Genomic DNA, 26,095 nt, shown 5'->3' with positions numbered 1-26,095 from the left:
TTCCTGTTCGTCACTGATAGCCTGACCCTGTCGCAGCGGCGTGATTGCCGGCGATGAAAATTTGCCGGTGACGGCAGTCACCTTGTCTTTCCCTCGCGAATCCGGTCTGTCGCGCTGATGGAATTCTCTCCTCAACAAGACGAGGCGCTGAAGGCGGTGGCCGGCTGGCTGAAAGCCGGCAAGCCGCAGCTGTTCCGGCTGTTCGGCTATGCCGGCACCGGTAAGACGACGCTGGCGCGCTATTTCGCCGAGCATGTCGACGGCCAGGTACAGTTCGCCGCGTTTACCGGTAAGGCGGCGCAGGTGCTGCGTTCCAAGGGCGCGGTCAATGCCCGCACCATCCATTCGCTGATCTACCGGCCGAAGGGCGAGGAATCGGTAGCGGACGAGGTGACCGGCAAGACATCGATGTCGCCGACATTTTCGCTCAACCGGCAGAGCCCGATCTCGCGAGCCAAGCTCGTCGTCATCGACGAATGCTCGATGGTCGACGAGCAACTCGGCCGTGACCTGATGAGCTTCGGCACGCCGATCCTGGTGCTCGGCGATCCCGGCCAGTTGCCGCCAATCTCCGGCGGCGGCTTCTTCACCGACCATGAGCCGGACATTCTGCTCACCGAAATCCATCGCCAGGCGCGAGACAACCCGATCATCCGGCTGGCGCTTGACGTGCGCGAGGGCCGCGAGTTCATGCGCGGCGACTATGGCGCGGCGCAGGTGATCGGCAAGGAAGACGTCACCCAGGAATTGGTGCTGAAAGCGGACCAGGTGCTGGTCGGCACCAACCGCACGCGCCGCCGTTACAACCAGCGGCTGCGCGAGCTGAAGGGGTTCAACGCCGATTATCCGCAAGCCGGCGACAAGCTGGTCTGTCTGCGCAACGATCCGGCCAAGGGACTGCTCAACGGCTCGTTGTGGAAGGTGATGACCTCGTCGCGCGAGACGGTCAAGCCCGGCATCAATCTGCTGGTCTCACCAGAGGAAGATGACCCGGATCGCGGCGTCGCCAAGATCAAGCTGCTCAAAGCGGCATTCGAAGATCCCGACGCCGACATTCCCTGGCAGCAGAAGAAGCGCTTCGACGATTTCGATTACGGCTACGCGCTGACCGTGCACAAGGCGCAAGGGTCGCAATGGAACGAGATCGTGCTTTTCGACGAAAGCTGGGCATTCAAGGAAACTCGCCAGCGTTGGCTCTACACCGCGATCACGCGCGCGGCCGAACGGTTGACGATCGTCCGATAGGGCTGTCAGGTCCGTCGTATCAGCGCTGGGCGATCGGTCTGGCGTCAAGCCATTCCCAGGCGGCGGCTTCGTCCTTGGCCTCGAAATGCCGGAGTTCGATAGGCAAAGAGGCAGGCAAAAAGGCTCTTGCCTCCGGTATCCAGTTCGGCTCACCGATCGCCGCGCAGCGGCCGATATGCTCCACGGCATGAGCTATGCCCTGTTCGATCGTCTCGTCCGATACGTCGGCCCAGTCGACACCCTCATGGTCGATCAGGCGCACCAGCACGTCGATCTTCGGATGCAGCGCATAGGCCGCCTCCAGCAATCCGAACAGGTTTTCGGCGTCAGCCGCTGCGACATGGCCGACGACATCGATGGCGAAGAGGTCTTCGCGATCGGTGTCGATGCGGCGAACCGCCGGCACGGCCTCGAGAAAATTCAACAGGGAACTCCTTGCGCTCGATTTCCTTCGCACACCTTGGAACACCTGAAACCCTCTGTCTGTTCCCATTAAAGGCGGTATAGATGCGCGCCAAGATCAGCCTGGAGCCGTGCAAATGCCTGCAAAGCTTTCCGTCAATCTCAATGCGATCGCCATGCTGCGCAACCGGCGCGACCTGCCGTGGCCAAGCGTGACGGGGCTCGGACGCATCGCCCTTGCCGCCGGCGCGCATGGGCTCACGGTGCACCCGCGACCCGACGAGCGGCACACCAGGCATTCCGATCTGCCTGAGATCAGGGCGCTGATCGACGACGAGTTCCCGAATGCGGAATTCAACATCGAGGGCTATCCGACCGAGGAGTTCCTGGCGCTTGTGGAAAAGCATCAGCCCGAGCAGGTGACGCTGGTGCCCGACGACCCGGCGCAGGCGACTTCCGACCATGGCTGGAACTTCGCCGCCGAGGCTGCGTTCCTGACACCGGTCGTCAAGCGCCTGAAGAAGGGAGGCTTTCGCGTGTCGCTGTTTTCGGATCCGGATCCCGCTGGCGTGAACGCCGCTCGCGACACCGGCGCCGATCGGATCGAACTCTATACGGGTCCATACGGCAGCTATCATTCCGATTCGGCAAAAGCGGCGAAGGAATTGGAGAAATTGGGAAAGACGGCGGATGCCGCATTGGCGGCAGGGCTCCAGGTCAACGCCGGGCACGACCTTGTGGTGAGCAATTTGCCGGCGCTGGCCAGGCGCATCCCGGCATTGGCCGAAGTGTCGATCGGACATGGGTTGACAGCCGATGCGTTGGAGTATGGCATGGCCGCAACGGTCAGGCGGTTTCTGAAGGCTTGTGGCTGGTAGAGAAAGGCGAGCCGATAGGCCATGCGTTCCGGGCACGGCAGCGCGTCCTTTCCATCCCGCAGCGTCGAGCGCCGCACGTCTATGGGAGTGTCGTCCATGGCTCTTGCCCACGCCGGTAGCGAGGCAGAACCCATCGAACAATCCAGCCACTCCAAGGCCGAGCAGCACAGCACCAGAGTTTTGATGCTGGGCGCGTTGGGCGTGGTTTACGGCGATATCGGCACGAGCCCAATCTACGCGTTTCGGGAAGCGCTGCACGCATCGTCGGGACCGGTAGCGCGCAACGACGTCCTTGGCGTGCTGTCGCTTATCGTCTGGGCGCTGACGATCATCGTCACGATAAAGTACGTCGCTTTCGTGCTCAGAGCCGACAACAAGGGTGAGGGCGGCACGCTGTCGCTGATGGCGCTTGCGCGCAACGCTTATCCAAAGGGAGCCCGGTTCATTCTGGGGATCGGACTTTGCGGCGCGGCGCTGTTTTTCGGCGACGCCATCATAACGCCGGCCATCTCCGTGCTTTCGGCGGTCGAGGGCCTGGAAGTGGTGACCCCGACGCTGGAAACTTATGTTGTTCCGATCACGCTGATCATCCTGGCAATGCTTTTTGCCGTGCAACGCTTTGGCACCGGCAGGGTGGCGGCCGTGTTCGGACCGGTGACGGCAGCGTGGTTCCTGGCGATCGGTGCCGCCGGGGTCTACCATCTGCTGGACGACCCGTCGGTCCTGCTGGCGATCAATCCCTATTACGCGGTCGCTTATCTGGCCAATACGCCCACCGGTGCGTTCGTCACGGTCGGGGCTGTGTTCCTGGCGGTCACCGGGGCCGAAGCCCTTTATGTCGATCTCGGCCATTTCGGCCGCAGGCCGATCGTGCTGGCGTGGTTCTCCGTGGTGTTCCCTTGTCTGCTCCTCAACTATTTCGGACAAGGCGCGTTCGTTCTGGCCAACGGCGGCAAACCCACCAATCCATTCTTCCAGATGCTGCCGGATTGGGCGCTAATGCCCATGGTTGGGCTGGCCACGGCAGCGACGGTGATCGCCAGTCAGGCGGTGATCTCCGGCGCTTTCTCGCTGACGCGGCAGGCGGTGCAGCTCAATCTGCTGCCACGTATCGAGGTGCAGCATACTTCCGAGATGCAATCCGGCCAGATCTACATGCCGCGGGTCAATCTGGTGGTCGCGCTCGGCGTGATGCTGCTGGTGGTCGGCTTTGGCAGTTCGAGTTCGCTGGCTTCCGCCTATGGCATTTCGGTGACTGGCGAAATGCTGATGACAACCATCCTGTTGTTTGTGGTGATGCGGTTCCGGTGGAAATGGCAGCTTGCACTGGCAGCCGCGCTCACACTGCTGTTCGGCACGATCGATACTGGATTTTTCCTCGCAAACGTCGTCAAGATCCTCGAAGGCGGGTGGGTGTCGATCACGGTCGCCTGCGGCATGGGGCTGATCATGTCCACATGGATACGCGGCACCCGCTATTTGTTCGACAAGACGCGCCGGAACGAGATCCCGCTGGATTTCCTCGCCGGCAATCTGCTGAAGAAGAAGCCGCATCTGGTGTCGGGCACCGCGGTGTTCCTGACGAGCGATCCGCTGAGCGCGCCGACCGCGCTGATGCACAGCCTGAAGCACTACAAGGTGCTGCACGAGCAGAACGTCATCCTTTCGGTGGTGACGGCACCGCAGCCGGTTGTGCCCGACAGCGAGCGCGTCAAGATGGAAATGGTCAACGAGCTGTTCATGCGGGTGACGCTGACCTTCGGCTACATGGAGCAGCCCAACATCCCGCGTGCGCTGGCGATCTGCCGCAAACAGGGCTGGAAGTTCGACATCATGACGACGTCCTTCTTCCTGTCGCGGCGCTCTCTCAAGGCCTCGCCCAATTCCGGCATGCCGGTCTGGCAGGACAAGCTGTTCATCGGGCTGGCGCGCTCGGCGGCCGATGCAACGGAATATTTCCAGATCCCGACCGGACGGGTGGTCGAGATCGGGACGCAGGTGGCTATTTAAAAACGTGTCCGTTGCGACATTCCAGGTGGTCTGCCGATCGGACTGAGTCTGCCAAGTCGTGGAGGGCTCGCAATATCGGGACGGAGCCATTACGTGACGGCACTTGATATTGCAGCGCAGCAAGCGTAGAGCACCGCCCGCTTACCGGAGTGTCGTCCATGGCCCTTACCAATGCTGGTAACGAGGCAGAACCTGTCGAACAATCCAGCCATTCTGAGGTCGAACAGCACAGCACCAAGGTGCTGATGCTGGGCGCGCTCGGCGTGGTTTACGGCGATATCGGTACCAGCCCGATCTATGCATTTCGCGAGGCGTTGCACGCATCGGCCGGTGGCAACGTCGCCAACCGTGGCGACATCCTCGGCGTGTTGTCGCTGATCATCTGGTCGCTGACGATCACCGTCACCATCAAATACATCATGTTCGTGCTCCGCGCCGACAATCGAGGCGAGGGCGGGGTGCTGTCGCTGATGGCGCTGGCGCGCAACAGCTTCCCGACGCGCTCGGCGGTGATCCTCGGCATCGGCATCGTCGGCGCGGCGCTTTTTTTCGGCGACGCAGTCATCACGCCGGCGATCTCGGTGCTATCGGCGGTCGAAGGTATGAACGTCGTCACGCCGACATTCCAGCCCTATGTGGTGCCACTGACACTGGCCATCTTGGCGATCCTGTTTGCGGTACAGCGATTCGGCACCGGCGGCGTAGGTTTGGTGTTCGGGCCAGTCACCGCGCTGTGGTTCCTGGCCATCGGCCTTTCCGGCATTAACCACATCATCGCCGATCCGGAAATCCTGCTGGCGATCAGCCCGCATTACATCGTGTCGTTCCTGGTCAACTCGCCCGATGTCGCCTTCGTCACGGTTGGTGCGGTCTTCCTCGCCGTCACCGGCGCCGAGGCGCTCTATGCCGACCTCGGCCATTTCGGCCGCAAGCCGATCGTACTCGCCTGGCTGGCAATCGTGTTCCCTTGTCTGTTGCTCAATTATGTCGGGCAAGGCGCCTTCGTGCTGGCAAATGGCGGCGTTGTCGGTCATCCATTCTTCGAGATGAACCAGGGCTGGACGCTTATTCCGATGGTCGTGCTGGCGACGGCGGCGACCGTCATCGCCAGCCAGGCGGTGATCTCCGGCGCTTTTTCGCTGACCAGACAGGCGGTGCAGCTCAATATGCTGCCGCGTTTCGTTATCCAGCATACGTCGGAAAAACAGTCGGGCCAGATCTATCTGCCGCGCATCAACCTGATGCTGGCGCTGGTGGTGATGTTGCTGGTGGTCGGCTTCGGCGAATCCAGCCGCCTGGCCTCGGCCTACGGCATTTCGGTGACCGGCAACATGCTGGTGACGAATGTGCTGCTTTTTGTTGTGATGACGCGCATCTGGAAATGGCCGCTCGGCGTCGCGATCGCCTTGATGGCCGTGTTCGCCTTCGTCGATACCGGCTTCTTTGCCGCCAACATAGTCAAGGTGTTTGAAGGTGGCTGGGCATCGCTTGCCATCGCCGCAGTTATCGTGATGACTATGTGGACCTGGATCCGCGGCAGCCGCTATTTGTTCGACAAGACGCGCCGGAACGAGATCCCGCTGGATTTCCTCGCCGGCAATCTGCTGAAGAAGAAACCGCATCTGGTGTCGGGCACCGCGGTGTTCCTGACCAGCGACCCCCTGAGCGCGCCGACCGCGCTGATGCACAGCCTGAAGCACTACAAGGTGCTGCACGAGCAGAACGTCATCCTTTCGGTAGTGACCGCACCGCAGCCGGTTGTGCCCGACAGCGAGCGCGTCAAGATGGAAATGGTCAACGAGCTGTTCATGCGGGTGACGCTGACCTTCGGCTACATGGAGCAGCCCAACATCCCGCGTGCGCTGGCGATCTGCCGCAAACAGGGCTGGAAGTTCGACATCATGACGACGTCCTTCTTCCTGTCGCGGCGCTCTCTCAAGGCCTCGCCCAATTCCGGCATGCCGGTCTGGCAGGACAAGCTGTTCATCGGGCTGGCGCGCACGGCGGCCGATGCGACGGAATATTTCCAGATCCCGACCGGACGCGTCGTCGAGATCGGAACGCAGGTGGCTATCTAAATGAATGGCCGTGCCCTTCGAAGGGCACGGCCATTTGTCAGGCTCAGCTCACCAGAGCCGCCTTATTTGCCTCAAGAAATTGCTTCAGCGGCCGCGGCTTCCTGCCGGACAGCGTCTCGATCTCGTCCGTCACCATGTTGATGCGGCCGGAGCGTGTGTTGGTGTCGAACGAAACGATGACCGGGGCGAAACCTTCGGGGACGCCGGCTGCCTTCAATCCCCCGGTCAGCGCTTCGTCCGAAAGCTGGACGACCTCGATCGGCTTGCCGGTAACTTCGGTGACGAGGGCCGCGATTTCAGCCACCGTATAGGCCTGCGGACCCGTCAGCGTGTATGTCGTGCTTTCGGTTGCACTCGAAGCGAGGCCGGCGGCGATTGCCGCGGCCATATCGTCGCGCGCGCCGTGGGCAATGCGGCCGTCTCCAGCGGATGTGTACCAGTGCCCCGAGGCGATGGCATGCGGCAGCGCCATGAACAGGTTCTCCTGGTACCAGCCGTTGCGGAAGATGGTGTAGGGGATACCGCTCGCCTTGATCGCCTGCTCGGTGCCGTGGTGATCGGGCGCAAACAGTACCGGCGATCCCGGCTCCGGATTGGGCATCGACGTGTAGAGCAGATGCGAAACGCCGGCGCTTTTTGCGGCGGCGACCGCGGCCTCATGTTGCTTCAGGCGCTTGCCCGGAACGCCGAGCTCGTTTGTCGAAATGATCAGAACCCTGTCGGCGCCGGTGAATGCACTGGCCAATGACGTGGCGTCGTCGAAGTCGACTGCCCGGATGGTGACGCCTCGGGCTGCCAGATCGGCCAGATTTTCCGGGTTGCGGGTGGCGGCGATGATGCGCTGAGGGGAGACCTTGAGCGTGTCAAGCAGATGATTGATGACGCCCCGGCCAAGCTGGCCGGAGGCGCCGGTGACGAGAAGGGTGTCGGTCATGAGATGTCCTGACGTTGCGCCGGAGCGGCGGGTGCATATGTTAGTCTCAAAAAGAGACCAGCACTAAAATAGGAATTGACCCATCCTCGTAAAGAAGGCAGTTTTGCGGGAGGTAGGCACACCCAGGGAACCAACCATGGACGGCAAGATCGTCAATCTGAGATCGAAGCTCGAGATATACAAAGCAGGCAGCGGTGGCGGAAACCTTGCGGATTGCCCGGTTCGCGACGTGATCCAGGGCATAAGCAATAAATGGAGTTCACTGCTGATGGAGGCCTTGGCCGAGAAGCCGTACCGCTTCGGCGAATTGCGGCGGCTGGTGCCCGATATTTCACAGCGGATGCTCACCCAGACGCTGCACGATCTGCAGCGCGACGGCTATGTTCATCGCCAGGTGTTTCCGACCAAACCGCCGAGCGTCGAATACAGCCTCACCGATCTCGGGCGCTCGATGTTTGGACCCTTGCATCAGCTGATCCAATGGGCCGAGCTCAATCACGGCGCCGTACGCGAGGCGCGGAAGGTTTTCGATGCTGCCGAAGGCTGAGCCTCCAGGCCGGGACGGCGGCTTGATTTAGCGGCGGTGCTGAAGGATTGTCCGGCCTGGGTTGGGGCGGGCAGATGGGCAATTCTCTGGACATCGCGATTGCCGGCGCCGGGCCGGCTGGACTTGCCGCCGCGCTCTATCTCACGCGCGCCGGACATAGGGTCACCATCTTCGAGCGCTTCGACCAGCCACAACCGGTCGGGTCCGGGCTGATCCTGCAGCCGACCGGGCTGACGGTGCTTGCCGATCTCGGCCTGCTCGATGACATTCTGGCGCTGGGCAGCCGCATAGACCGCCTGCATGGTGCAGATGCCAAGACCGGCCGCACAGTGCTCGACGTCCGCTACGATGCCCGGAGTGGCGGCCGCTTCGGGCTGGCGGTGCACCGCGCGGCTCTGTTCGGCGTGCTTTTCCGCGCCGCCCGGCGCTGCTCGATGCAGCCGCGCTCAACTACGCGCTCATAGGAACGGACCGTATCGATACTGCGCTGGAAGCTTACGTTCGGGCGCGGCGATGGCATGTGCGGGTCTTCCAGACGCTGTCGCTGGTGCTGACGCCGTTTTATCAATCGGATTCGATTGTGATGCCGTTCGTCCGCGACAGGCCGGTGGCGACGCTGGCAAAAGTCCCGCCGGCGCCGGAGTTTCTTGCTTCCATGGTTACAGGAACGGTGCTCAATCCATTCAAGCCGATCGGGCTTGCGGAAGCGCTGTGGCCGGATCGTTTTGGCGCATGATTTCCGAAAGGTGCGAACCCTTAGCCTGCAAGAATGCGTGGAGGCGTTGCGGATAATCGGGAGCGACCGCGTCCTTCACGGATGGGCGTTCGTGCAAGGCCTTGCGCCAGGCCGAGACAAACGGCTTTCGGTCCAGGATGCCGAAATCGCCGATCCGGTCGAAGATGTCGAAATAGCGGAAGATCGGCCCGTAGACCGCGTCGACCAGTGAAAAACGCTCGCGGTCGAACCATGGTCCAGCCGCGCCGTTCGCCAGTTCCACTTCCAGGCGATCGAACATTGCTGCCAGAGCCCCGCGTTCGGCGATGAAGGCGGCTTCGGTGAGTGCTGAATAGAAGCGGCCGATGGCATTGAGGATTGCTGAGCCGAACTCGATCCAGGCGCGATGCCGGGCACGGGCATAGGGGTCGGTGGGATGCAGCGGATTGGGCTGGGTTTCCTCGAGGAATTCGAGGATGACGAGCGATTCGAAGATCACCGTTTCCTGGCCGTCATGCTCAACGCGGAGCAGCGGCACCTTGCCGAGCGGCGATATCGCCTTGAACCAGGCAGGCTTGTTGGCGAGATCGACCGTGATGCGTTCGAACGGCACGCCCTTTTCGCGAAGCGAAATCGCCGCGCGCTGCACATAGGGGCAAAGATGATGGCTGACGAGAGTGAGCTTGTCGGTCATCTCACTCCCCCCAGACATAGTTCAAAGCACCGTCCTCGACGCGGGTGGAGAGGAACATCAGGCGGGAGCCCTTCGGCGCCGGGCCTTCGAGGCGATCACCGTTCGCCATGTCGAACGAGGCGCCGTGCCACTGGCAGACGAGCTTGCCGTCCTTGCAGTCGAGCGGGCCACCGAAATGCAGGCAGACGTTGGCGGCGGCGCGGATACGCTCGCCGCTGCGGTAGACATGGACCTCGCGGCCGAAAAACGGAGCGATGAGGCTGCCTGTTTCCGGAATGTCGGCGATCTTGCAGATTTCATGCTTCATCGGAATTGCCTCTCGTGATTGATGCAAATGCATCTATATAGATGCATTTGCATCGATCGTCAAGCTTGATGCAATAGCATCTATCGCCTACGATGCAATCATGACCGGGATTCCTTCACCTCCAGCCATCAAGGCCTGGGCTCGCCTGATGCGGGTTTCGCGCCAGTTGTTGGAAAGAGCCGAGGACGCGCTGAAGGACAGTGGCCTGCCGCCGCTTGCCTGGTACGACGTCCTGCACGAGCTTGCCGAGGCGGGCGAGGGCGGATTGCGGCCGTTCCAACTCACCGAGCGCACCCTGTTTGCGCAGTACAACATCTCCCGGCTGCTGGCGCGGCTCGAAGCCGACGGGCAGGTCGAGAAGCTTCCAGTTGCCGATGACGGCCGCGGGCAAACAGTCCGCGTCACAGACAAGGGACGCGAGACGCGCCGCCGCATGTGGGCTGTCTACGGCCGGTCGATCGCGGAGTTGGTCGGCTCCCGGCTTTCCAATGTTGAACTGGACGCGCTGTCAGCTCTGCTTGGGCGCCTGCGAGATCCGCCCGCCCTGGAGTGACACGCCTTCATGACGAAGATGGCGACCGATTGGCGAGGTCAGGCACTGCCCAAGAGGAATGCCAACGTCGCCAGAACGCCAAGCCCGACGCGGACCAGATGCAGATTGCCCCATTTGGCGATCAATGTCCGAGCTTCAGGATTGACGGAGTTCGCGTCCATCGCCTCCAGCAACCTGTTTGCCGGCATCATCACCAGCAGCGTCCATGGCCAAGGCAGGATGATCAGCACGGCGCCGGCCAGATAAGCGAGATTGCCAGTCAGCCACCACGCGACGAGGCCAAGAAAACAGGCGATGACGGCAATCGAGGCCTGCATGGCGGCGCCGCGCTCGTAGGAAGGCTGCCATTCCTGCAGCAATGCTTTGTCCTCGAGGCGAAGCCGCGCCGGCTGTTCGGCGACGCTGACGTAGATAGCCGCACCCGCGAACACTGCGGTAACGGTCAACGCAAGCAATCCGGCGAGCATGATCAGTGTCTCCCGTGATGCCCCGCATGGAGCAAGCTACAGAAATAAAGGCTTGCGTCGGGTCGGGCAATACGCCATAAAGCCGAACCGTAACGTACGGTACGCCATCGAGCTCGTATCTGAACTGCGGCGAGTTTGCCTCCTGAGGAAAAACTGTGTTGCACGCTGTGACCGACATCGAAACCAGCGAGGCGCTGACGGAGCGGCAGAAGGACGTGCTCGACGCCGCCCTTCGCCTGCTGGTCGAGGAGGGCGATCAGTTGACCATGACCGCCGTGGCGCGGCGGGCGAGCTGCTCGAAGGAGACGCTCTACAAATGGTTCGGCGATCGCGACGGGCTGTTGACGGCAACGGTACAATGGCAGGCGTCTAAGGTGCGGGTAGTGCCGGTCGACCGCAAGGGGCTCGACCTCCCTTCGCTGACGGCGAGCCTCGAACGCTTCGCTTCGGACTGGCTCAAGGTAATTTCGAGCGACACCTCGATCGCGCTGAACAGGGTGGCGGTCGGCCATGCTAGTTCGGGGAAGGACGATCTCGGCGCCATCGTGCTGGAGAACGGCCGCTTCGCACTGGCCCGGCGCCTTAAACCGGTGCTGGAGGCAGGCAAGGAAGCTGGTTTCCTCGAGTTTTCCGACGCGGAGACGGCGTTCCGCACCTTTTTCGGGCTGGTCGCCCGCGACGTGCAGATCCGCCTGCTGCTTGGCGACCGGCTGGAATTGACTGATGCGGCGATCGGCGGCGATGCCGTCCGGGCGACGCAGCAGTTTCTCGCTCTTTACGGGGCAAAAACCGGGCCGCAAGGCCTCTGAATTCAAAACGGGAAGGAACAAAAATGCGTGTCTATTACGATCGCGATGCCGATCTCAACCTGATCAAGGGCAAGAAGGTCGCCATCATCGGCTATGGCAGCCAGGGCAGGGCGCATGCGCTCAACCTTAAGGATTCCGGCGTCAAAGACATCGCCATCGGCCTCAAGGCCGGCTCGGCGACCGCCAAGAAGGTCGAGGCCGACGGGCTCAAGGTGATGAGCGTAGCCGATGCCGCCAAGTGGGCCGACCTGATGATGATGGCCACGCCGGACGAGCTGCAGGCCGACATCTACAAATCCGAGATCGCGCCGAACATCCGCGATGGCGCAGCGATCGCCTTTGCCCACGGCCTCAACGTGCATTTTGGCCTGATCGAGCCCAAAGCTTCGGTTGACGTCGTGATGATCGCGCCGAAGGGGCCTGGCCATACGGTGCGCGGCGAATACCAGAAGGGCGGTGGTGTGCCGTGCCTGGTCGCGGTCAACCAGGACGCTTCGGGCAATGCGCTCGACCTGGCGCTCTCCTATGCCTGCGGCGTTGGCGGCGGCCGCTCGGGTATTATCGAGACCAATTTCCGCGAGGAGTGCGAGACCGACCTGTTCGGCGAGCAGGTGGTGCTGTGCGGCGGCCTGGTCGAATTGATCCGCGCCGGCTTCGAGACACTGGTGGAAGCCGGCTACGCGCCGGAAATGGCCTATTTCGAGTGCCTGCACGAGGTCAAATTGATCGTCGACCTGATCTATGAAGGCGGCATTGCCAACATGAACTACTCGATCTCGAACACCGCCGAATGGGGCGAATATGTCTCGGGCCCGCGCATCATCACCGCCGAGACCAAGGCCGAGATGAAGCGCGTGCTGAAGGATATCCAGACCGGCAAGTTCACCTCGGAATGGATGCAGGAATACCGCGCCGGCATGTCGCGCTTCAAGGGCATCCGCCGCAACAACGACAGCCACCAGATCGAGGAAGTCGGCGCCAAGCTGCGCGCGATGATGCCGTGGATTTCGAAGAACAAGCTGGTTGACAAGGCCAAGAACTGAAGGACGTCCACGTTCGTTTCGTTACCCGTCCTCGGGCTTCGCCCTGCGGGCGCGTGGGAATTTCCATGAACAAGCTGGTCGACAAGGCCAAGAACTGATCGCAATTTCATTGCCGATCAAGAAAGGCCGGCGGAGCGATCCGCCGGCCTTTTCGCATCAAGATCGTGTGGTTTCCAGGCTTCTGGACAGGCGCACTATCCTCATCACCGTGATATGCCTGTGCGGGGCATGGCACAAAAGTGCCAAGGGGGTGAGAGTTGGAACTCAAATTTCTGTTGATCGGGTTTGCCTGCGCGGTTGCCGGCATGCTCTCCCTCGTCACCTTGCTGAAATGGTGGGAGGTGAGGGCGGTCAGCCGCTGGTCTCCGACGCCGGGAAAAATCATCTCGTCGCGGGTCGAGGCCCGCGAGGTGACCAGTTCGGGATCCGGTTCGGACAGCAGAGGGTCGACCGAAATCCGCAACTTCCCGGCAATCACCTTCGAATACAAGGTGAACGGCAAGACATTTCGCAGTTCGCACTACAGCGTGCAGGAGAACCTTGGAAACTTTGCAGTGGCGGAAACCCTTGCGAAATTTCCAAACGGGGCCGGCGTAACCGTCTTCTACAATCCGGCCGATCCAGCCAAGGCGGTGATCGAACGCACCATGCCCGACGGCTCCTTCAAGTTCATGGTCCAGCTTTCGGCCGGGCTGGTGGTCGGCGCGCTTGTATTGGTCTTCTCCGTCGGCGGCGTCCTCGAAGCGATCCGGCCGTTTTTGCCCAGGCCGCAGAACCTCGGCGCCGCTGCCCTGCTGCTTTTCATGGGATTGTTTGTCCTGCGCATGGGCTTTGCCCAGAAGTCACTTGCGGAACAGGCGGCCAAATGGCCGATCACGGCAGGACGCATCGATGCTTCGGGCCTGCAGAAATTCGAGACCCGCGACAGGTCCGGAGGCGGCTATCGGCCCTGGCGGACAGTCTTCAAATCCCGCGTCGTCTACAGCTATAGCGTCGCCGGCCAGCGCTACGCCGCCGATCGCATCGCGTTCGGCGCAAACGTGACGGCTTCGCTGCCGAGCCTCGTCAGCGGTCGATCGCAGCGCTACCTCCAGGGCGACAAGGTCGAGGTCCACTACGATCCCGACAACCCGGTTGCAGCGGTTCTCGAATGCAGGGTGAGCGGGCTCTGGCTCCTGTGGGTCTGCGCAGTTGGCCTCCTCGGTGGAGCCGCGCTGCTGGTAGGCGTCATCTGAAGCTGCTGTCCTAGGCTGCATATCCAGCGGAAAAAGACGCCTGTCTTCAGCATCTGACAAGAACTCCGCTGTCGAAGCCAGGCCATGTCAATCTCACCGTCGCCCCGTCGACCACAATATGGATGACACGGGAGAACGGCTCTTCGGCCGACGGGTCGGATCCGTAGCATTGGCTGGCCCGAGCCACCCAGCCCGTAGGCGTCTTGAGAAACGATGCGTGTTCGCAGCCGAGAGCAGGGACCGACAGCGCGTCGCGGTACAATGTGTAGACAGTCTGGCGTTGAACATCCGCAACGGCGGTACAGTTCGATCTGTCCCCGGACCATGTGCCCACATAGGGTTCCGTGGCAAAGGCGCTGCCGCACGTAAATGTTAAGATCGAAATGAGCATCAAGAGATTTCGCATCATCGATTCTTTCTTTTCGACGCGGCCTTGGGCCATGCTAAAGCATCGATGCTCAAACTTCACAATGATGCTGCTCCAAGGGACTTAAATGATCATCCGCAAAGCAGCAGCTATTTTTCTGAGCATGCTGAGCCTGTTGCAAGCAGCGAACGCAACAGAATGTTCGCTCAGCCATGCGACCTATCGCGAGCCGCGTTCGGGAGCGACGATACAGTTCCGGCCAACCAACAACGAGCCGGCCGCGCTGACGACCGAGGTCTTTTCGTTGATCGTGCCCAATACCGACATTCGTCTGCCGTCGGACATTACCTGGACCAATGGCAAGTACTCCTTTCCTGTGGGCACGATCCGGCACACCTGCACCGACGACGATCGTGAGGCTGGTCTCGAGGACGGCACCGGGCTGTGCAGAGTGTGGGATGGGCAAGTCTATGCGTTCAATGCAGGCGGTGCCGAGCAGTTGAATTCCCGCGAAGCCTCGCCGGCACCGGCAGGATTGCTGTTGCCTGACTTCGGCGCGATTTTTACCGAATGGCCCGATTTCGCCAATGCCAATCCCGACGGTTCAGCCTGGGATGCCTTTACCTTGTCGGGTTGCAGCGATGAATAGCAAGAGACTGCCGGCCTGCATCTGCGCCCTGCCGGTCCTTGTTGCCATGGCAACCGGCGCTCGCGCCGATCAAGGCAAGCCGTCGCGTCCGCCTGTCGACAAATGCACCTGGGAACGGCTGGCGGACAGGGATGTCGGGCTGGCTGCCTGAGTGCAGCGTTGCGATTTCGGTCTTCGCCGGATTCATTTCGAGCTTGGCGGCAATGCTCTTGCCATCAAATACAGCGACGGCGGGCCGGCCGATCCTGTCGTCGAAGTCTTCGATATGCTGCCTGGCGAGGCCGCCGATGCTGCGTTGCAGCGCATTTTTACGGAGAAGACCGAGAAAGCCATCAGCACACGTTGCGTGCTCATGCCTTACACCGAAGGGGCGACGCCCGCGCGCATCCTCCGGTATGTTTTCAGTCCCAATGCCGCCTATCGTGAGGAATTGAAGACCGTCGCCAACCCTGACGAGGTCGGCGTACCGCCTTGCGGCGAATGGGGCGAAGCCCCGGACGGCATTCAGTATTTCGAGGTGCAATCGCCCGAACTGCGAAAGCTTCTATTCGTTCGCGTCGGCCAGGATGAGCCGCTGTTTGACGAGCAGACACTGCGAGTCCTGCCACCCGGATAGCGCCGGGATCTCAGCCGTAGTGCCAACTGGGCTTTGGTTCGGTACCGGTGAACATCACGCCGATACGATCCTCGCGGCGCCAGCGGACCACGGCCTTGTAGGCAATGCCGTCGGTCGGAACATAGAGCAGGAACTCATCGGGCACGCGCGCGTCGATCGAGACCTTCAATTCGGCGCCGCCGGCGTGCATGTTGCGCAGCGTGCATGTGACCTCGGAATTGCTCACGCCGGTCAGGATCGTCGCGCCCTTCAAGACGCGCTGCCGGTGTTTGTCCCTCTGTTCGTCCTCGGCCATCGCACGCAATCCAGCCATTTTTCGCGTCTCGGGCGTTCTGATCGGGAGGATTATTAGACCTGCCTGATAAAAATAGCGTTATCAGCAGTCGGGACTGGGCGATGTTCGCGGTTCCTGGCTGGAAGAAAAAGGCGCCGCGAAGCACGGCGCCGAATGATGCTTGTTGTCGGCCTGCTTACCTATAGGGCGAGTAGCATTGCTGGCGCGGCCCGTAATAGGGCTGGAAGGTGTTGTCCCAGGCGCGGTACGACCGGTAGCGATTGTAACACCATTGGACATGAGCACTGGAAAGCCGCCCTGCGCGATAATAGCGGCGCGGTGGCGGCGCGTCGTAGTAGTTGTAGCTGTTGTACAGGCTGCCAAGGCCGAGGCCCAGGCCCAAGCCAAGAATCGCGGCACCCGCACCATCATCATAGTAGCCGCCGCGGTAATGGCGGCGATGGTGGCGCCAGCGCCAGCTGTCGTCCCAGCCGCCATTGTCCCAGTGTCTCGAAAAATGACGGCCGCGGAAATTGTGGGACCGCCATCTCCAATCGTCGCCGCCGTGCCATTGCCGAAAGCCGCGATTGCGCCAACGCCAGATCTGCCTGTCATTGCCGCCTGCCCAATCTTCACGAATTTGCACGATGTCGGCAGCGTTGCCCGCCACCGGCAGCAGGGGTTTGGGCATCGGCCCGGCAAGCGACGGGGCCGAGAGGCTGGCGATCAGACCGAGGGCCATCAGCCCGGATCTGACGGAAGACAAAAAGAGCGGTTTCATCGCACTCTCCGAAATTCAGGCCCCACGCCCAGAAACCTCGGGGAAGGGCCTATTGATGGAACTTTCCATCTGAACGGAAGATGAACAAAAAGGTTCCGTCAACCATGGCGAGCGCGCGATCAATCAGAGCCGCCTGGTTTCTGCGCCCTTGTTTTCGGGCGCGCTTGCGGGCAAAGCTCAAAGCCATGTCGCTGCGCCTTGCCACCTTCAACGTCGAAAACCTAATGAACAGGTTTGATTATTCCGGATACCGCAATCAGCTCAACGAAGATCGCACACTGGCGCTTTTCGACATCCAGAGCGAGGCCGAATACAAGATGCTCGAGCAGGCGCGGGCGATCGCGCAGTCCGACGACACGCGCCAGTTGACGGCGCTGGCGATCGCGGCCACCCGCGCCGACATCATCTGCATGCAGGAAGTCGACAATATCGAGGCGCTGAGGGCCTTCGAATATGGCTATCTGTTCAAGATGGTGGGGCAAGGCTACCGGCAGAAATACACCACCGCCGGCAATGATTCGCGCGGCATCGACGTCGCCGTGATGATGCGCAACGAGACCGCGCAGGGCCAGCCAATCGAATTCGTGCGCATGACTAGCTACGCCTATGTCACGTTCAAGCAATTCGGCCTGCACACGGCGGAATTGGCAGCGCTTGGTCACCAGGCCAATGAACGCATCTTCCGACGCGACTGCCTGGAAATCGATCTGACGGTCGCTGGCGCGCCGTTGACGCTGTATCTCGTGCATTTCAAGTCGATGGGCTCGCCCCGTAACGGCCTCGACGGCCGCGAGGCGACAATGCCGCTGCGCATCGCCGAGGCGCAAGCGGTGCGCCGGATCATCGAGGAGCGCTTCGGTAAGGATAATGCCGCCGACAAGCGCTGGGCAATCTGCGGCGACATGAACGACTACCGGCAGCGCGTGAAGATCACTGGCGATGTTTTCGACGGCCATCGCTTCGAGGTGATCGACGAGACCTGGTCCTGCATCGACGTGCTCACTGCCGGCGGTTTTTGCGAAAACGCGGTCGAGCGGCGGCCGGAAATGGACCGCTGGACTTTCTATCACACGCGCGGACCGGAAGAGCGGCATCTCTGCCAGCTCGACTACATCCTTTTGTCGAGGGCGCTAGCCAGGCAGAACGCCACCGCCGTTCCCGATATCATCCGTAGCGGGCAGCCTTGGCGCACCATATTTCCGGCGGGCCAGGAGGTCGAGCGCTTCCCACGCGCCGGGTGGGACCGGCCGAAGGCATCCGACCATTGCCCAGTAGCAATTGCCCTCGACATGGTGTGAGACAGGCGTGAGTTTCGATTTGCCGCGCAACGTCATCCTGCCGGTCGATGCCATCGACGTCAGGCTCGATTCCGGCCCGCATCCGTTCGAGCGCGATCATGCCGACGCGATCGCGGCGAACTGGCGGCGTGAGACCGCCGCCAAGCCGGCGCTTTTCGACGGCACCGTGGTGCTGCTTTCCGCTCTCAGCTATCGCGACAATCGCCTAGTCGGCCGTTGCCATGCGGTGCGTTATTCGACCTTCATGCTTTGGCGCAGCAATCGACAGGTGCCTGGCGCCGAACATGCCTACGCGCACGCCATGCTGGTCGCTGCCGACAATGCGCTGGTGGCGATCCGTATGGCACCGCATACGGTCAATGCCGGGCGCGTCTACTTCGCCGCCGGTTCGTTCGAGCCAACCGATTTCCGCGACAGCATCGTTGACGTCGACTTCAACATGATCCGCGAGGTACTGGAGGAAACCGGGCTCGATCTATCAGGTGCGACACGCGGCAGGCGCTATTACGCCCTGTCGACGGCAACCGGCACGGTGATCTTTCGCCGCTACCGCGAGACGGCCTCCGCCGACGACCTGGCACAGCGGATCAGTGCATTCGTCGCCGCCGAATCAGAGCCTGAAATCGAAGGCCCCGTCATCATCCGCAATGCAGCCGACCTGCCGGACGGGCTGATGCCGCATATGAGACCGCTGATCGAATGGCACTTTGCGAGCGAGCAAGGTTTCCAACTCTAACGTCGTAGCCTACCTTCAATAGCCTTGCGGTCGTTGCGGGCGGCAACAAAATACAACAGCACGCCGAGACCCAGGAGCGCGCCCATCGCCGTTCCCATCGTCTGCCCAATTACCTGCTGGAAGTCAGCGGTGACGCGATCGGGGTTGTCCATCCCATAAAGGATCAAATTCCACCAAAGCCCTGCCAAGGCGGCTTCGACGATCACAATCGCCAGAGCCAGTCGCGCTTTCTTGCTCATCCATTGTTCCCCCCTTAGTCCCCAACAGCATTGTTATCATTGCAGAATGTGCTGCGACAAGGGCAGGTTGCATAAAAAATTGGCAGCGTCTGGAGGCGACACTTGCTGCAATGCCTATTCATGCCTCAGCGCGTCGATCGGGTTAAGCCGCGCGCCGCGCAGCGCCGGGAAGAAGCCGAACACCATGCCGATCAGCGCGGAAAAGCCGACAGCAAGCAGGATGACCGCCGGGCTTGGCGCAAACGGGATCGTCAGCGTCAGCGAGGCGAGGCCGGCAAGGGCCAGGCCGATCAGGATGCCGATGATGCCGCCAAGCAGCGACAGCACGGTTGCCTCGACCAGGAACTGGATGAGGATGTGCTTTTCGTGGGCGCCGATGGCGAGCCTGATGCCGATCTCGCGCGTGCGCTCGGTTACCGACACCAGCATGATGTTCATAATGCCGATGCCGCCGACGAGCAGGCTGACGCCGGCGACGGCACCGAGCATGCCAGTCATGGTGGTGGTCGCGCTGGCCATGGCATCGGCGATCTGGGTCATGTCGCGGATCGAGAAATCATCGTCGCGGTCGGGCGTGATGCGGCGTGTGTCGCGCAAGATGTCCTCGACGCGCTGCTGCAGCACCGTGGTTGGCGTACGGTCGTCGGCGGCGACATAGATCGAATCGATGTCGCGATTGCCGGCAATGCGACGCTGATAGGCGGCGAGCGGCATCAGCACGACATTGTCCTGGTCCTGGCCGAAACCGGTATAGCCCTTCGGTTCGAGCAAGCCGATGATCTTGCAGGAAGTGCGGTTGACGCGGATGATCTCGCCTTCAGGGTCGCCGGCGCCGAAGAACTGCTGGCGCACCGTCTCGCCGATGAGGCAGACGCCGGTCCCCGAGCGGGTTTCCGAATCGCTGAACGGACGGCCCGAAACCAGCTTCCAGTCGCGGGCATCGAGATAGACGCTGTCGGTTCCGGTGACGCCCGAGGTCAGGCTTTCGGTGCCGAAAATGACGCGCACCTGCTTTTGCGACGCCGGCGAGATGGCACGCGCGCCGTCCAGATGCGCGACAAGCGCTGCGAGATCTTTGTCGTCCAGCGGTCGGACGACCTGATCGAGCCCTCCAGGTCCGCCAGGCCCGGCCGGACGGCCGGAACGGATGACGAGCAGATTGCTGCCGAGCTTGGAAATGTCGGATTTGACCTTCTCGGTGGTGCCCGAGCCGATGGTCAGCATGGCGATGACGGCGGCGACGCCGATGACGATGCCGAGCAGCGTCAGGAACGAGCGCAGCACGTTGCGGCGGATGGAGCGGAGCGAGAGGCGAACGGTTTCCCAGATCATGGCTAGGCCATCTCGAGATTGGCTGTGTCCAAGGCGACATGGCCATCGAGGAAACGGATCGTGCGCTGCGCATAGCCGGCAACATCGGCTTCGTGCGTGACCATGGCGATAGTCAGCCCGAGCTCGCTGTTCAGCTGCGTCAGGAGTTCCATGATCTCGTGCGTGCGTGCGGTGTCGAGATTGCCGGTCGGCTCGTCGGCAACGAGCAGCGTCGGCCTGGTGACGATGGCGCGGGCGATCGCCACGCGCTGCTGCTGGCCGCCGGACAGCTCGGCTGGCGTATGATGCTCGCGGCCGACAAGGCCGACCTCGGCAAGCGCCTGCATGGCAAGGCCGCGACGCTCGCGGGCACCAACGCCGCGGTAGATCAGCGGCAGTTCGACATTCTCCGCCGCCGTGGTGCGCGGCAAGAGGTTGTAGCCTTGGAAGACGAAGCCGACATAGAGGTTGCGCAGTACGGCGCGGCGATTGCGATCGAGACGGCCGGCGTCGATGCCTTCGAAGCTGTAGGTCCCAGCGGTCGGCGTGTCGAGGCAGCCAATGATGTTCATGGCCGTCGATTTGCCCGAACCGGACGGGCCCATAATGGCGATGAATTCGCCGCGCCTGATGGCGAGGTCGACGCCGGCCAGCGCATGCACCCGGGCTTCGCCCTGGCCATAGCTTTTCCAGACCTTGTCGAAGCCTATGAGGGTGGTCGCGCCCGATGCCACGATCAGCTCCGCTGCTGCGAGGCGGTAATGACTTGCGCGCCTTCCTCCAGGCCGGAGACGATCTCGGTCAGTTCTCCGTCTGTCGAGCCGACCCTGACGTTGACCGGATGCGGCCGCCCATTCTCCAGCACGTAGAGCGTGCGCGAGCCGTCGGTGGGCTTCGCCGCCGCCTGGTGCTGGCGGTTGCCGCCGGGGCGTCCCATGCGGCCGGTGAACAGGTCGGTGAGGCTCCAGCCGCGCTCCGCCGTCTGCGCCGGCCGGTAGCGGAAGGCGATCGATGGCACGGTGAGCACGTTCTTGGCCTGCTTGGTGACGACCGAGACGGTGGCTGTCATGCCGGGCCGCAACAGAAGCTCGCTATTGTCGACGTCGAGCCTTGCATCATAGGTAACGACACCGTCGGTGGTGACCGAGGCATAGGAAATGTCGCGGATTTCGGCGTCGAATGGCCGTTCGGGGAACGCGTCGACGGTGAAGCGCGCATGCTGGCCGGGTTTGACGGCGCCGATATCGGCCTCGTCGACCGCAGCCTTCAATTCCATGTTCTTCAAATCCGCGGCGATGACGAACAGCACCGGCGCCTGCAGCGAGGAGGCGACCGTCTGGCCGGGGTCGACCGAGCGCGTCAGTATGATGCCGTCGATCGGAGCGTAGATGGTACTCTTGGCAAGATCCGTCCGTTGCGCCTTGAGATCGGCATTGGCCATGGCGAGGTTGGCTTTGGCGATATCAAGCGCCGCCTTCGAGCGGTCGCGGGTGGCGGTTGCCGCTTCGAGCGACTGGTCCGTCGCCATGCCGCGCTTGGTCAGTTGCGCCGCGCGCACCAGCGCCTTTTCGTTTTCGGCCAGGGTCACGGTGGCGTCCTCGACGCTCGCCGCCGCTGCCTTGGCGGAGGCCTGGGCGCGCTCGATCTGCACCTCCAGCTTTGCGGTGTCGAGCGCGGCCAGCACATCGCCCTTCTTCACCAGCTGGTTCTCATTGACCGAAACCGAGCGGACGACGCCGGAGAGTTCGCTGGAAATATCGACCTGGGTGAGAGGCTGCAGCGCGCCGGTAGCCGAAACGGCGACGGTAAGGTCGGCCATGGCGGCCAGTGTCGTGGTATACTCGATCTTGGCGGGCGAGCCCGCATACCACTGGTAGCCGACGACACTCGCGGCGACGGCAAGCAGTGCGAACACTGCGTAACCCCAACCGCGACGGCGTTTTGTCTTCAGGCCCTGGTGGTCGAGCCCGAGCGCCGTCTCGATGGCGGAAGCGGATTCCGTCTTTGGCAGATTGACAATCTGGTCCACGCCGGACCCCTATGTTCAGTGATATCCCATCGGTGCACAAATCAGGCCTTATGGTTCAAAATTCAAATTAAATTTCGCTCATGTTTGGAATGAGGCAGAGGACTTACTGAGATGCAGCCGCGGAATTACTTGCTTTACGACGTATTCACCACCAACCGGCTGGCCGGCAATCCGCTGGCCGTGGTGCTCGACTGTGATGGGCTGGACGTTGCGACGATGCAGGCGGTGGCGCGCGAGTTCAACCTGTCCGAAACCGTCTTCGTGCTGCCGCCGGACAACCCGAAGCACCGGGCCCGCATCCGTATCTTCACGCCCGATTATGAAATGCCGTTCGCCGGCCACCCAACCGTCGGCTCGGCGATAGCGCTCGCCGAAATTGCGGGAGAGGCCGCCGGCATCTTCGTGCTCGAGGAGAATATTGGCCCGGTGCGCTGCGCTGTCAGCAAGCACGACGGTTCGACCTTTGCCGAGTTCGACCTGGCGAAACTGCCGGCGCAGCTGGCATTGTCGGCCGATCCCGAGGCGATCGGCGCGGCCCTTGGCCTTGGGCCGCACGAGATCGGCTTCGAGAACCACCGCGTTTCGTTCTGGTCGGCGGGCGTGCCCTACGTGACCATCCCCGTCGCCAATCTGGAGGCGGCCGCCCGGATCAGGCTGGACAACCAGGCCTGGTCGGAGCTCGCACCACGCAAGAGCGAATGGGCCTTCGCCAGCCCCTATGTCTATTGCCGCGAGACGGTGCATCACGACAGCGCCTTCCATGTCCGCATGATGGTGCCCGGCAATCCGTCCTACGAAGACCCGGCGACCGGCTCAGCGGCGGCCGCCTTCGCCGGCGCGATCATGCATTTCGACGGCCCGACGGACGGCGTTTCACAACTGTGGATCGAGCAGGGGCTGGAGATGGGCCGGCCTTCGCGCATTCGCCTCGAACTGAATGTCGAAGGCGGCAAACTGGCGGCCGCCCGCATCGGCGGCCATGCGGTGAAGGTGGCTGAAGGCAGGCTTTTTGTTTGACGGGCGCGGCACTTCGGCGATTTGTCGGGAAATGAATCCCACGGGGCTGGACATGGCGGATATCGGCGGCTATATGCCCGCCAACGCCGGTTTTGCCGGCCGAGTGGGTGCGTAGCTCAGTTGGTAGAGCAGCTGACTCTTAATCAGCGGGTCCACAGTTCAATCCTGTGCGCACCCACCAAAAATCTCCGGGATTTGGTGGAAGGACCTTAACGAGCTGGGAACGCGAGACGGCGTTTTGCAGGTTTGCACGTATCAGCCAGCTGCGGTCGGCTCGCCCGACTATTGGATGGTGGGCCTCAGATAGGTCAGGATTGCTCGCGTTATGGCTATCACGCCGTCGACGGCATCGAAGTTTGTTTTGCTCTTGCCTGCGATCCATTCGAGTTCAGGATGCCTGGGCAGTCGAAGTGCATTGAATAGCGCCTCGCCCGAGAGACCGCCCAGTCCAAAGGATGTAGGTTCATCGTCTGCGTAGTAAGGAAAGTGAAAATCCAGCCGGATAGGCCCACCATATCCAAGCTTAAAGGTCATTATGACTGTAACATCGTGACCAAATCTGTTCTCAAAAATTCCGCAGAACCTAAGGTCCTTGGCATCATAGCTATGCCACTGCGTCGATAATCCCAAAGAATCCCCAAGCCCTGAGGGTATGCGCTTTCAGTTCTTTGCGATTGGGGAATTTTGCCTCTTCAGGATCGTAGGGAAGCGGTGGATCGATGTAGTCTGTCTCGGTTCGCCAATCTTCCGCGGCGCTGCGAAGATCTTCAAAAATCTGAACGATTCTCGGGTCTGTCTGCTCGCCAGAAAAGATTGAGATTCGCCATTGAGAAATCATCTCGCATAGCTCTTCGACCGTATGGCCCGATCGCTCTGCCCAATCCTCGGTGGCGAGTATCCACGGCGAATTGTATTTCAGCCCGGCAAAGGCGCCGCTCTTGCTGTCGAAATCTCTGATGATCCGAGCAAGAATATCGCGAAGCCCCTGTTTGGGGTCTCCGAAGATCTGTGAGCGTTTGTTCATCAACGCGATCCGCGCTTGGCTCCGCCTTACTTCTCCGACACGCCGGCCTCGGCGAAGCTTGCCATGCGGGCATGGCATTCGAGCGCCGAGCGGACGATGTTGACCGCCAGGCAAGCGCCTGAGCCTTCGCCGAGACGCATGCCGAGATCAAGCAGCGGCGGCAGACCGAGCGCTTCGAGCAGGCGGCGGTGGCCGGACTCGGCCGAGACATGAGCGGCCATGGTGTGGGCAAGGCCGGCAGGATGCAGCCCGGCCAAGGGTGCCGCGGCGGCGGTGCAGACGAAGCCGTCGAGCAGCACCGGCACGCCGAGATGGCGCGCCGCCAGTGTAGCGCCCAAGATCGCCGCAAGCTCGCGGCCGCCGAGGGCTGCCGCTACCTTCAGGGGATCGGCCAGCGCCGGGGCGTGGCGCTTCAGGCCGGCCTCGATGGCGATGATCTTGCGCTCGAGGCCGGCGTCGTCGACGCCGGTGCCGCGCCCGGACCATCTTTCCGCGCCGCCGCCGAACAGCGCGGTCGAGATGGCCGCCGCCGGCGTGGTGTTGCCGATGCCCATTTCACCGAAGCAGACAAGGTCGAGTTCCCTGCTGATCGCGTCGTAGCCGGCGGAGACAGCGGCGAGGAAGGCCTCGTCGTCCATTGCGGGCTCTTGCGTGAAGTCGCCGGTCGGACGGTCGAGGTCTAGCGGGATGACGTCCAGCTCCGCGCCGGCGACGCGGGCAAGTTGGTTGATGGCGGCGCCGCCGCCGGCGAAATTCGCCACCATCTGCACGGTGACCTCCGACGGGAAGGCCGACACGCCTTGCGCGGTGACGCCGTGATTGCCGGCGAAGACCAAGACCTTGACACGGTCGAGCTTTGGCATGTCGCGGCCCTGCCAGCGCGCCAGCCAGGCGACTATTGTCTCCAGCCGGCCAAGGCTGCCTTGCGGCTTGGTCAGCGTGTCCTGGCGGCGGGCGACGGCATTGGCCGCGGCGTCGCTGCCAATGGGCAGGTCGAGGCAGGCGGCGCGCAGTTCATCGAGCGATTTGAAAGGCATGGGGGCAAAATCTCCGAAACAGAGTCAGGAAAGGGAAATGGAAGCGACGAGCAGGATTGCGATCTCGCCGAGCTGCTGCAGGGCGCCGACGGTGTCGCCGGTCTGGCCGCCGATCTGGTTGAGGCAAAGCGCTCGAAACGCGGCAAACAAGAACGCAAGCAGGATGAGCGCGAACATGGCAGCACTGAACCCAAGCGCCAGCAGCGCGACGGCGCCGAGCACGGCACCGACACCCGCGGTTTCGGCGGTGACTAAGCCTGCATCAGCCGAGAGGCCGTCGGCGCGGGCCGGCGGCAGCAGGTGCATGAAGGCGCCGAGCAGGCCGCGCGAGCCCGCATGCGCGGCAATAAGGGCCCAGAAGACATGGGCCGGGCCGGCGAATCCAGAGAGCACGCTCCAGCGGATCAGCAGCGAGATGCCGAGCGCGCAGGCGCCGTAGGCACCGATGCGGCTGTCGCGCATGATCTCGAGTTTCCTGTCGCGCGTCTTGCCGCCGCCAAAGCCGTCGGCGACGTCCGAAAGCCCGTCTTCATGCAGGCAGCCGGTAGCGAGCAAGATCGCGGCAAGGGTCAATGCGGCAGCGGGAGCCGTGGCAAGGCCGAGCCTTGTGCCCACGGCGTAGACCGGCCCACCGACAACAGCAACGGCGAGGCCGGCAACGGGTGCAGCCCAGATCGCAGCGGCAAGGCTGCGGCCACGGAAGTCGGCTTGCGGCAGCGGCAGCCGGGTAAAGAAGACGAGGCAAAGCGCGATATCATCGAGAATTTGCTGTTGCGAGGGGATCTGGAGGTTGAGCATGA

At 62.2% G+C, this 26,095-nt stretch carries 31 protein-coding genes, 1 tRNA gene and 1 pseudogene; 17 read left to right on the top strand and 16 right to left on the bottom strand.

Annotated elements, in window-relative coordinates; genetic code table 11:
• The first annotated feature begins 117 nt into the window (after nucleotides 1-117).
• Complete coding sequence (locus tag NKH99_RS18500) at nucleotides 118-1,245, top strand: ATP-dependent DNA helicase (protein WP_023720791.1); 1,128 nt, start codon at nucleotides 118-120, stop codon at nucleotides 1,243-1,245.
• A 19-nt stretch (nucleotides 1,246-1,264) separates the two neighbouring features.
• Here NKH99_RS18500 and NKH99_RS18495 read toward each other — a convergent pair whose 3' ends face one another.
• Nucleotides 1,265-1,669, bottom strand: a complete 405-nt coding sequence (locus tag NKH99_RS18495; RefSeq protein ID WP_352450052.1) for a SpoIIAA family protein — start codon at nucleotides 1,667-1,669, stop codon at nucleotides 1,265-1,267.
• A 115-nt stretch (nucleotides 1,670-1,784) separates the two neighbouring features.
• Between NKH99_RS18495 and NKH99_RS18490 the strand changes: the two genes are divergently transcribed.
• From NKH99_RS18490 to NKH99_RS18480, 3 genes are all read left to right on the top strand, one after another.
• Nucleotides 1,785-2,525, top strand: coding sequence for a pyridoxine 5'-phosphate synthase (locus NKH99_RS18490; RefSeq protein WP_352471639.1), 741 nt, complete (start codon nucleotides 1,785-1,787; stop codon nucleotides 2,523-2,525).
• A 96-nt stretch (nucleotides 2,526-2,621) separates the two neighbouring features.
• On the top strand, nucleotides 2,622-4,535 hold the full coding sequence (locus tag NKH99_RS18485) for a potassium transporter Kup (protein WP_352539580.1): 1,914 nt from the start codon (nucleotides 2,622-2,624) through the stop codon (nucleotides 4,533-4,535).
• 158 nt (nucleotides 4,536-4,693) lie between these two features.
• Nucleotides 4,694-6,613: a potassium transporter Kup gene (locus NKH99_RS18480; RefSeq protein ID WP_352450049.1), complete on the top strand. Its 1,920-nt coding sequence runs from the start codon at nucleotides 4,694-4,696 to the stop codon at nucleotides 6,611-6,613.
• 43 nt (nucleotides 6,614-6,656) lie between these two features.
• Here NKH99_RS18480 and NKH99_RS18475 read toward each other — a convergent pair whose 3' ends face one another.
• Nucleotides 6,657-7,547: an SDR family oxidoreductase gene (locus tag NKH99_RS18475; RefSeq protein ID WP_353014917.1), complete on the bottom strand. Its 891-nt coding sequence runs from the start codon at nucleotides 7,545-7,547 to the stop codon at nucleotides 6,657-6,659.
• 136 nt (nucleotides 7,548-7,683) lie between these two features.
• On the opposite strand from NKH99_RS18475, the gene NKH99_RS18470 reads away from it, so the two are divergent.
• Nucleotides 7,684-8,094, top strand: coding sequence for a winged helix-turn-helix transcriptional regulator (locus NKH99_RS18470; protein ID WP_352466906.1), 411 nt, complete (start codon nucleotides 7,684-7,686; stop codon nucleotides 8,092-8,094).
• A gap of 74 nt (nucleotides 8,095-8,168) precedes the next feature.
• Nucleotides 8,169-8,830: pseudogene (locus NKH99_RS18465) on the top strand (FAD-dependent oxidoreductase).
• Here NKH99_RS18465 and NKH99_RS18460 read toward each other — a convergent pair.
• Nucleotides 8,778-9,503 (bottom strand): glutathione S-transferase family protein, encoded by a 726-nt coding sequence (locus NKH99_RS18460; RefSeq protein WP_353014915.1) that lies wholly within the window; start codon nucleotides 9,501-9,503, stop codon nucleotides 8,778-8,780. The pseudogene NKH99_RS18465 and the gene NKH99_RS18460 overlap by 53 nt on opposite strands.
• A gap of 1 nt (nucleotide 9,504) precedes the next feature.
• The gene (locus NKH99_RS18455) at nucleotides 9,505-9,810 is read right to left on the bottom strand and encodes a Rieske (2Fe-2S) protein (RefSeq protein WP_352470198.1); all 306 of its coding nucleotides are present in this window, start codon (nucleotides 9,808-9,810) and stop codon (nucleotides 9,505-9,507) included.
• A 100-nt stretch (nucleotides 9,811-9,910) separates the two neighbouring features.
• Here NKH99_RS18455 and NKH99_RS18450 point away from each other — a divergent pair, with 100 nt between their 5' ends.
• Nucleotides 9,911-10,363: a MarR family winged helix-turn-helix transcriptional regulator gene (locus tag NKH99_RS18450; protein ID WP_352470199.1), complete on the top strand. Its 453-nt coding sequence runs from the start codon at nucleotides 9,911-9,913 to the stop codon at nucleotides 10,361-10,363.
• Nucleotides 10,364-10,401: 38 nt separating this feature from the next.
• On the opposite strand, the gene NKH99_RS18445 is transcribed toward NKH99_RS18450, so the two are convergent.
• On the bottom strand, nucleotides 10,402-10,830 hold the full coding sequence (locus NKH99_RS18445; RefSeq protein WP_352919470.1) for an anthrone oxygenase family protein: 429 nt from the start codon (nucleotides 10,828-10,830) through the stop codon (nucleotides 10,402-10,404).
• Nucleotides 10,831-10,985: 155 nt separating this feature from the next.
• Here NKH99_RS18445 and NKH99_RS18440 point away from each other — a divergent pair, with 155 nt between their 5' ends.
• The 6 genes from NKH99_RS18440 to NKH99_RS18415 all read left to right on the top strand — a co-directional run bounded on the left by NKH99_RS18440 (nucleotide 10,986) and on the right by NKH99_RS18415 (nucleotide 15,549).
• The gene (locus NKH99_RS18440; RefSeq protein WP_352539587.1) at nucleotides 10,986-11,639 is read left to right on the top strand and encodes a TetR/AcrR family transcriptional regulator; all 654 of its coding nucleotides are present in this window, start codon (nucleotides 10,986-10,988) and stop codon (nucleotides 11,637-11,639) included.
• Nucleotides 11,640-11,662: 23 nt separating this feature from the next.
• Nucleotides 11,663-12,682, top strand: coding sequence for a ketol-acid reductoisomerase (ilvC, locus tag NKH99_RS18435; RefSeq protein ID WP_023676662.1), 1,020 nt, complete (start codon nucleotides 11,663-11,665; stop codon nucleotides 12,680-12,682).
• 257 nt (nucleotides 12,683-12,939) lie between these two features.
• Nucleotides 12,940-13,917 (top strand): DUF3592 domain-containing protein, encoded by a 978-nt coding sequence (locus tag NKH99_RS18430; protein ID WP_352831147.1) that lies wholly within the window; start codon nucleotides 12,940-12,942, stop codon nucleotides 13,915-13,917.
• A 494-nt stretch (nucleotides 13,918-14,411) separates the two neighbouring features.
• Nucleotides 14,412-14,933: a hypothetical protein gene (locus NKH99_RS18425; RefSeq protein WP_352539589.1), complete on the top strand. Its 522-nt coding sequence runs from the start codon at nucleotides 14,412-14,414 to the stop codon at nucleotides 14,931-14,933.
• Nucleotides 14,926-15,084 (top strand): hypothetical protein, encoded by a 159-nt coding sequence (locus NKH99_RS18420; RefSeq protein WP_353014912.1) that lies wholly within the window; start codon nucleotides 14,926-14,928, stop codon nucleotides 15,082-15,084. Before NKH99_RS18425 ends, NKH99_RS18420 begins: the two co-directional genes overlap by 8 nt.
• On the top strand, nucleotides 15,085-15,549 hold the full coding sequence (locus tag NKH99_RS18415; RefSeq protein ID WP_353014910.1) for a hypothetical protein: 465 nt from the start codon (nucleotides 15,085-15,087) through the stop codon (nucleotides 15,547-15,549).
• 10 nt (nucleotides 15,550-15,559) lie between these two features.
• Here NKH99_RS18415 and NKH99_RS18410 read toward each other — a convergent pair whose 3' ends face one another.
• The 3 genes from NKH99_RS18410 to NKH99_RS18400 form a co-directional block, all read right to left on the bottom strand.
• Nucleotides 15,560-15,844 (bottom strand): PilZ domain-containing protein, encoded by a 285-nt coding sequence (locus NKH99_RS18410; RefSeq protein WP_352470452.1) that lies wholly within the window; start codon nucleotides 15,842-15,844, stop codon nucleotides 15,560-15,562.
• A gap of 175 nt (nucleotides 15,845-16,019) precedes the next feature.
• A complete protein-coding gene (locus NKH99_RS18405; RefSeq protein ID WP_352539591.1) occupies nucleotides 16,020-16,604 on the bottom strand; it encodes a BA14K family protein in 585 nt (194 codons plus the stop codon).
• Nucleotides 16,605-16,653: 49 nt separating this feature from the next.
• Nucleotides 16,654-16,791 (bottom strand): hypothetical protein, encoded by a 138-nt coding sequence (locus NKH99_RS18400; protein ID WP_352470206.1) that lies wholly within the window; start codon nucleotides 16,789-16,791, stop codon nucleotides 16,654-16,656.
• Here NKH99_RS18400 and NKH99_RS18395 point away from each other — a divergent pair.
• Nucleotides 16,790-17,902: an endonuclease/exonuclease/phosphatase family protein gene (locus NKH99_RS18395; RefSeq protein WP_353014908.1), complete on the top strand. Its 1,113-nt coding sequence runs from the start codon at nucleotides 16,790-16,792 to the stop codon at nucleotides 17,900-17,902. The two genes, NKH99_RS18400 and NKH99_RS18395, sit on opposite strands and share 2 nt — an antisense overlap.
• A gap of 7 nt (nucleotides 17,903-17,909) precedes the next feature.
• Nucleotides 17,910-18,638 (top strand): hypothetical protein, encoded by a 729-nt coding sequence (locus NKH99_RS18390; protein ID WP_353014906.1) that lies wholly within the window; start codon nucleotides 17,910-17,912, stop codon nucleotides 18,636-18,638.
• Here NKH99_RS18390 and NKH99_RS18385 read toward each other — a convergent pair.
• The 4 genes from NKH99_RS18385 to NKH99_RS18370 all read right to left on the bottom strand — a co-directional run bounded on the left by NKH99_RS18385 (nucleotide 18,635) and on the right by NKH99_RS18370 (nucleotide 22,217).
• Nucleotides 18,635-18,877, bottom strand: a complete 243-nt coding sequence (locus NKH99_RS18385) for a hypothetical protein (protein ID WP_352636669.1) — start codon at nucleotides 18,875-18,877, stop codon at nucleotides 18,635-18,637. The two genes, NKH99_RS18390 and NKH99_RS18385, sit on opposite strands and share 4 nt — an antisense overlap.
• Before the next feature lie 114 nt (nucleotides 18,878-18,991).
• The gene (locus tag NKH99_RS18380) at nucleotides 18,992-20,209 is read right to left on the bottom strand and encodes an ABC transporter permease (protein WP_353014904.1); all 1,218 of its coding nucleotides are present in this window, start codon (nucleotides 20,207-20,209) and stop codon (nucleotides 18,992-18,994) included.
• 2 nt (nucleotides 20,210-20,211) lie between these two features.
• On the bottom strand, nucleotides 20,212-20,922 hold the full coding sequence (locus tag NKH99_RS18375) for an ABC transporter ATP-binding protein (RefSeq protein ID WP_352681709.1): 711 nt from the start codon (nucleotides 20,920-20,922) through the stop codon (nucleotides 20,212-20,214).
• 2 nt (nucleotides 20,923-20,924) lie between these two features.
• Entirely contained in the window at nucleotides 20,925-22,217 is a 1,293-nt protein-coding gene (locus NKH99_RS18370) for an efflux RND transporter periplasmic adaptor subunit (protein ID WP_353014902.1), read from the bottom strand.
• A 111-nt stretch (nucleotides 22,218-22,328) separates the two neighbouring features.
• On the opposite strand from NKH99_RS18370, the gene NKH99_RS18365 reads away from it, so the two are divergent.
• A complete protein-coding gene (locus NKH99_RS18365; RefSeq protein WP_352681705.1) occupies nucleotides 22,329-23,234 on the top strand; it encodes a PhzF family phenazine biosynthesis protein in 906 nt (301 codons plus the stop codon).
• Nucleotides 23,235-23,339: 105 nt separating this feature from the next.
• Nucleotides 23,340-23,415 (top strand) — tRNA-Lys (locus NKH99_RS18360).
• Nucleotides 23,416-23,516: 101 nt separating this feature from the next.
• Here the strand turns inward: NKH99_RS18360 and NKH99_RS18355 are convergent.
• From NKH99_RS18355 to NKH99_RS18340, 4 genes are all read right to left on the bottom strand, one after another.
• Nucleotides 23,517-23,768: a hypothetical protein gene (locus NKH99_RS18355; protein ID WP_352681703.1), complete on the bottom strand. Its 252-nt coding sequence runs from the start codon at nucleotides 23,766-23,768 to the stop codon at nucleotides 23,517-23,519.
• A 70-nt stretch (nucleotides 23,769-23,838) separates the two neighbouring features.
• A complete protein-coding gene (locus NKH99_RS18350; protein WP_352831137.1) occupies nucleotides 23,839-24,258 on the bottom strand; it encodes a hypothetical protein in 420 nt (139 codons plus the stop codon).
• Between the two features lie 26 nt (nucleotides 24,259-24,284).
• Nucleotides 24,285-25,295, bottom strand: coding sequence for a nicotinate-nucleotide--dimethylbenzimidazole phosphoribosyltransferase (gene cobT / locus NKH99_RS18345; RefSeq protein WP_352919461.1), 1,011 nt, complete (start codon nucleotides 25,293-25,295; stop codon nucleotides 24,285-24,287).
• Between the two features lie 24 nt (nucleotides 25,296-25,319).
• Nucleotides 25,320-26,093 (bottom strand): adenosylcobinamide-GDP ribazoletransferase, encoded by a 774-nt coding sequence (locus NKH99_RS18340; protein ID WP_353014900.1) that lies wholly within the window; start codon nucleotides 26,091-26,093, stop codon nucleotides 25,320-25,322.
• Between the last annotated feature and the right edge of the window lie 2 nt (nucleotides 26,094-26,095).

The sequence above is a fragment of the Mesorhizobium sp. M0854 genome (assembly GCF_040319815.1).
In the GTDB taxonomy this organism is placed as follows: Bacteria; Pseudomonadota; Alphaproteobacteria; order Rhizobiales; family Rhizobiaceae; genus Mesorhizobium.
This window is presented reverse-complemented; position numbering and strand designations above follow the sequence as displayed.

What these genes read in the sequence shown, in the direction of transcription:
- NKH99_RS18410 (WP_352470452.1), bottom strand. Translation starts at nt 15,844, where the DNA reads ATGGCCGAGGACGAACAGAGGGACAAACACCGGCAGCGCGTCTTGAAG.
- NKH99_RS18490 (WP_352471639.1), top strand. Translation starts at nt 1,785, where the DNA reads ATGCCTGCAAAGCTTTCCGTCAATCTCAATGCGATCGCCATGCTGCGC.
- NKH99_RS18340 (WP_353014900.1), bottom strand. Translation starts at nt 26,093, where the DNA reads ATGCTCAACCTCCAGATCCCCTCGCAACAGCAAATTCTCGATGATATC.
- NKH99_RS18485 (WP_352539580.1), top strand. Translation starts at nt 2,622, where the DNA reads ATGGCTCTTGCCCACGCCGGTAGCGAGGCAGAACCCATCGAACAATCC.
- ilvC (WP_023676662.1), top strand. Translation starts at nt 11,663, where the DNA reads ATGCGTGTCTATTACGATCGCGATGCCGATCTCAACCTGATCAAGGGC.
- NKH99_RS18405 (WP_352539591.1), bottom strand. Translation starts at nt 16,604, where the DNA reads ATGAAACCGCTCTTTTTGTCTTCCGTCAGATCCGGGCTGATGGCCCTC.
- NKH99_RS18470 (WP_352466906.1), top strand. Translation starts at nt 7,684, where the DNA reads ATGGACGGCAAGATCGTCAATCTGAGATCGAAGCTCGAGATATACAAA.
- NKH99_RS18365 (WP_352681705.1), top strand. Translation starts at nt 22,329, where the DNA reads ATGCAGCCGCGGAATTACTTGCTTTACGACGTATTCACCACCAACCGG.
- NKH99_RS18420 (WP_353014912.1), top strand. Translation starts at nt 14,926, where the DNA reads ATGAATAGCAAGAGACTGCCGGCCTGCATCTGCGCCCTGCCGGTCCTT.
- NKH99_RS18385 (WP_352636669.1), bottom strand. Translation starts at nt 18,877, where the DNA reads ATGAGCAAGAAAGCGCGACTGGCTCTGGCGATTGTGATCGTCGAAGCC.
- cobT (WP_352919461.1), bottom strand. Translation starts at nt 25,295, where the DNA reads ATGCCTTTCAAATCGCTCGATGAACTGCGCGCCGCCTGCCTCGACCTG.
- NKH99_RS18425 (WP_352539589.1), top strand. Translation starts at nt 14,412, where the DNA reads ATGATCATCCGCAAAGCAGCAGCTATTTTTCTGAGCATGCTGAGCCTG.
- NKH99_RS18450 (WP_352470199.1), top strand. Translation starts at nt 9,911, where the DNA reads ATGACCGGGATTCCTTCACCTCCAGCCATCAAGGCCTGGGCTCGCCTG.
- NKH99_RS18350 (WP_352831137.1), bottom strand. Translation starts at nt 24,258, where the DNA reads ATGAACAAACGCTCACAGATCTTCGGAGACCCCAAACAGGGGCTTCGC.
- NKH99_RS18460 (WP_353014915.1), bottom strand. Translation starts at nt 9,503, where the DNA reads ATGACCGACAAGCTCACTCTCGTCAGCCATCATCTTTGCCCCTATGTG.
- NKH99_RS18355 (WP_352681703.1), bottom strand. Translation starts at nt 23,768, where the DNA reads ATGACCTTTAAGCTTGGATATGGTGGGCCTATCCGGCTGGATTTTCAC.
- NKH99_RS18380 (WP_353014904.1), bottom strand. Translation starts at nt 20,209, where the DNA reads ATGATCTGGGAAACCGTTCGCCTCTCGCTCCGCTCCATCCGCCGCAAC.
- NKH99_RS18480 (WP_352450049.1), top strand. Translation starts at nt 4,694, where the DNA reads ATGGCCCTTACCAATGCTGGTAACGAGGCAGAACCTGTCGAACAATCC.
- NKH99_RS18400 (WP_352470206.1), bottom strand. Translation starts at nt 16,791, where the DNA reads ATGGCTTTGAGCTTTGCCCGCAAGCGCGCCCGAAAACAAGGGCGCAGA.
- NKH99_RS18445 (WP_352919470.1), bottom strand. Translation starts at nt 10,830, where the DNA reads ATGCTCGCCGGATTGCTTGCGTTGACCGTTACCGCAGTGTTCGCGGGT.
- NKH99_RS18455 (WP_352470198.1), bottom strand. Translation starts at nt 9,810, where the DNA reads ATGAAGCATGAAATCTGCAAGATCGCCGACATTCCGGAAACAGGCAGC.
- NKH99_RS18395 (WP_353014908.1), top strand. Translation starts at nt 16,790, where the DNA reads ATGTCGCTGCGCCTTGCCACCTTCAACGTCGAAAACCTAATGAACAGG.
- NKH99_RS18500 (WP_023720791.1), top strand. Translation starts at nt 118, where the DNA reads ATGGAATTCTCTCCTCAACAAGACGAGGCGCTGAAGGCGGTGGCCGGC.
- NKH99_RS18475 (WP_353014917.1), bottom strand. Translation starts at nt 7,547, where the DNA reads ATGACCGACACCCTTCTCGTCACCGGCGCCTCCGGCCAGCTTGGCCGG.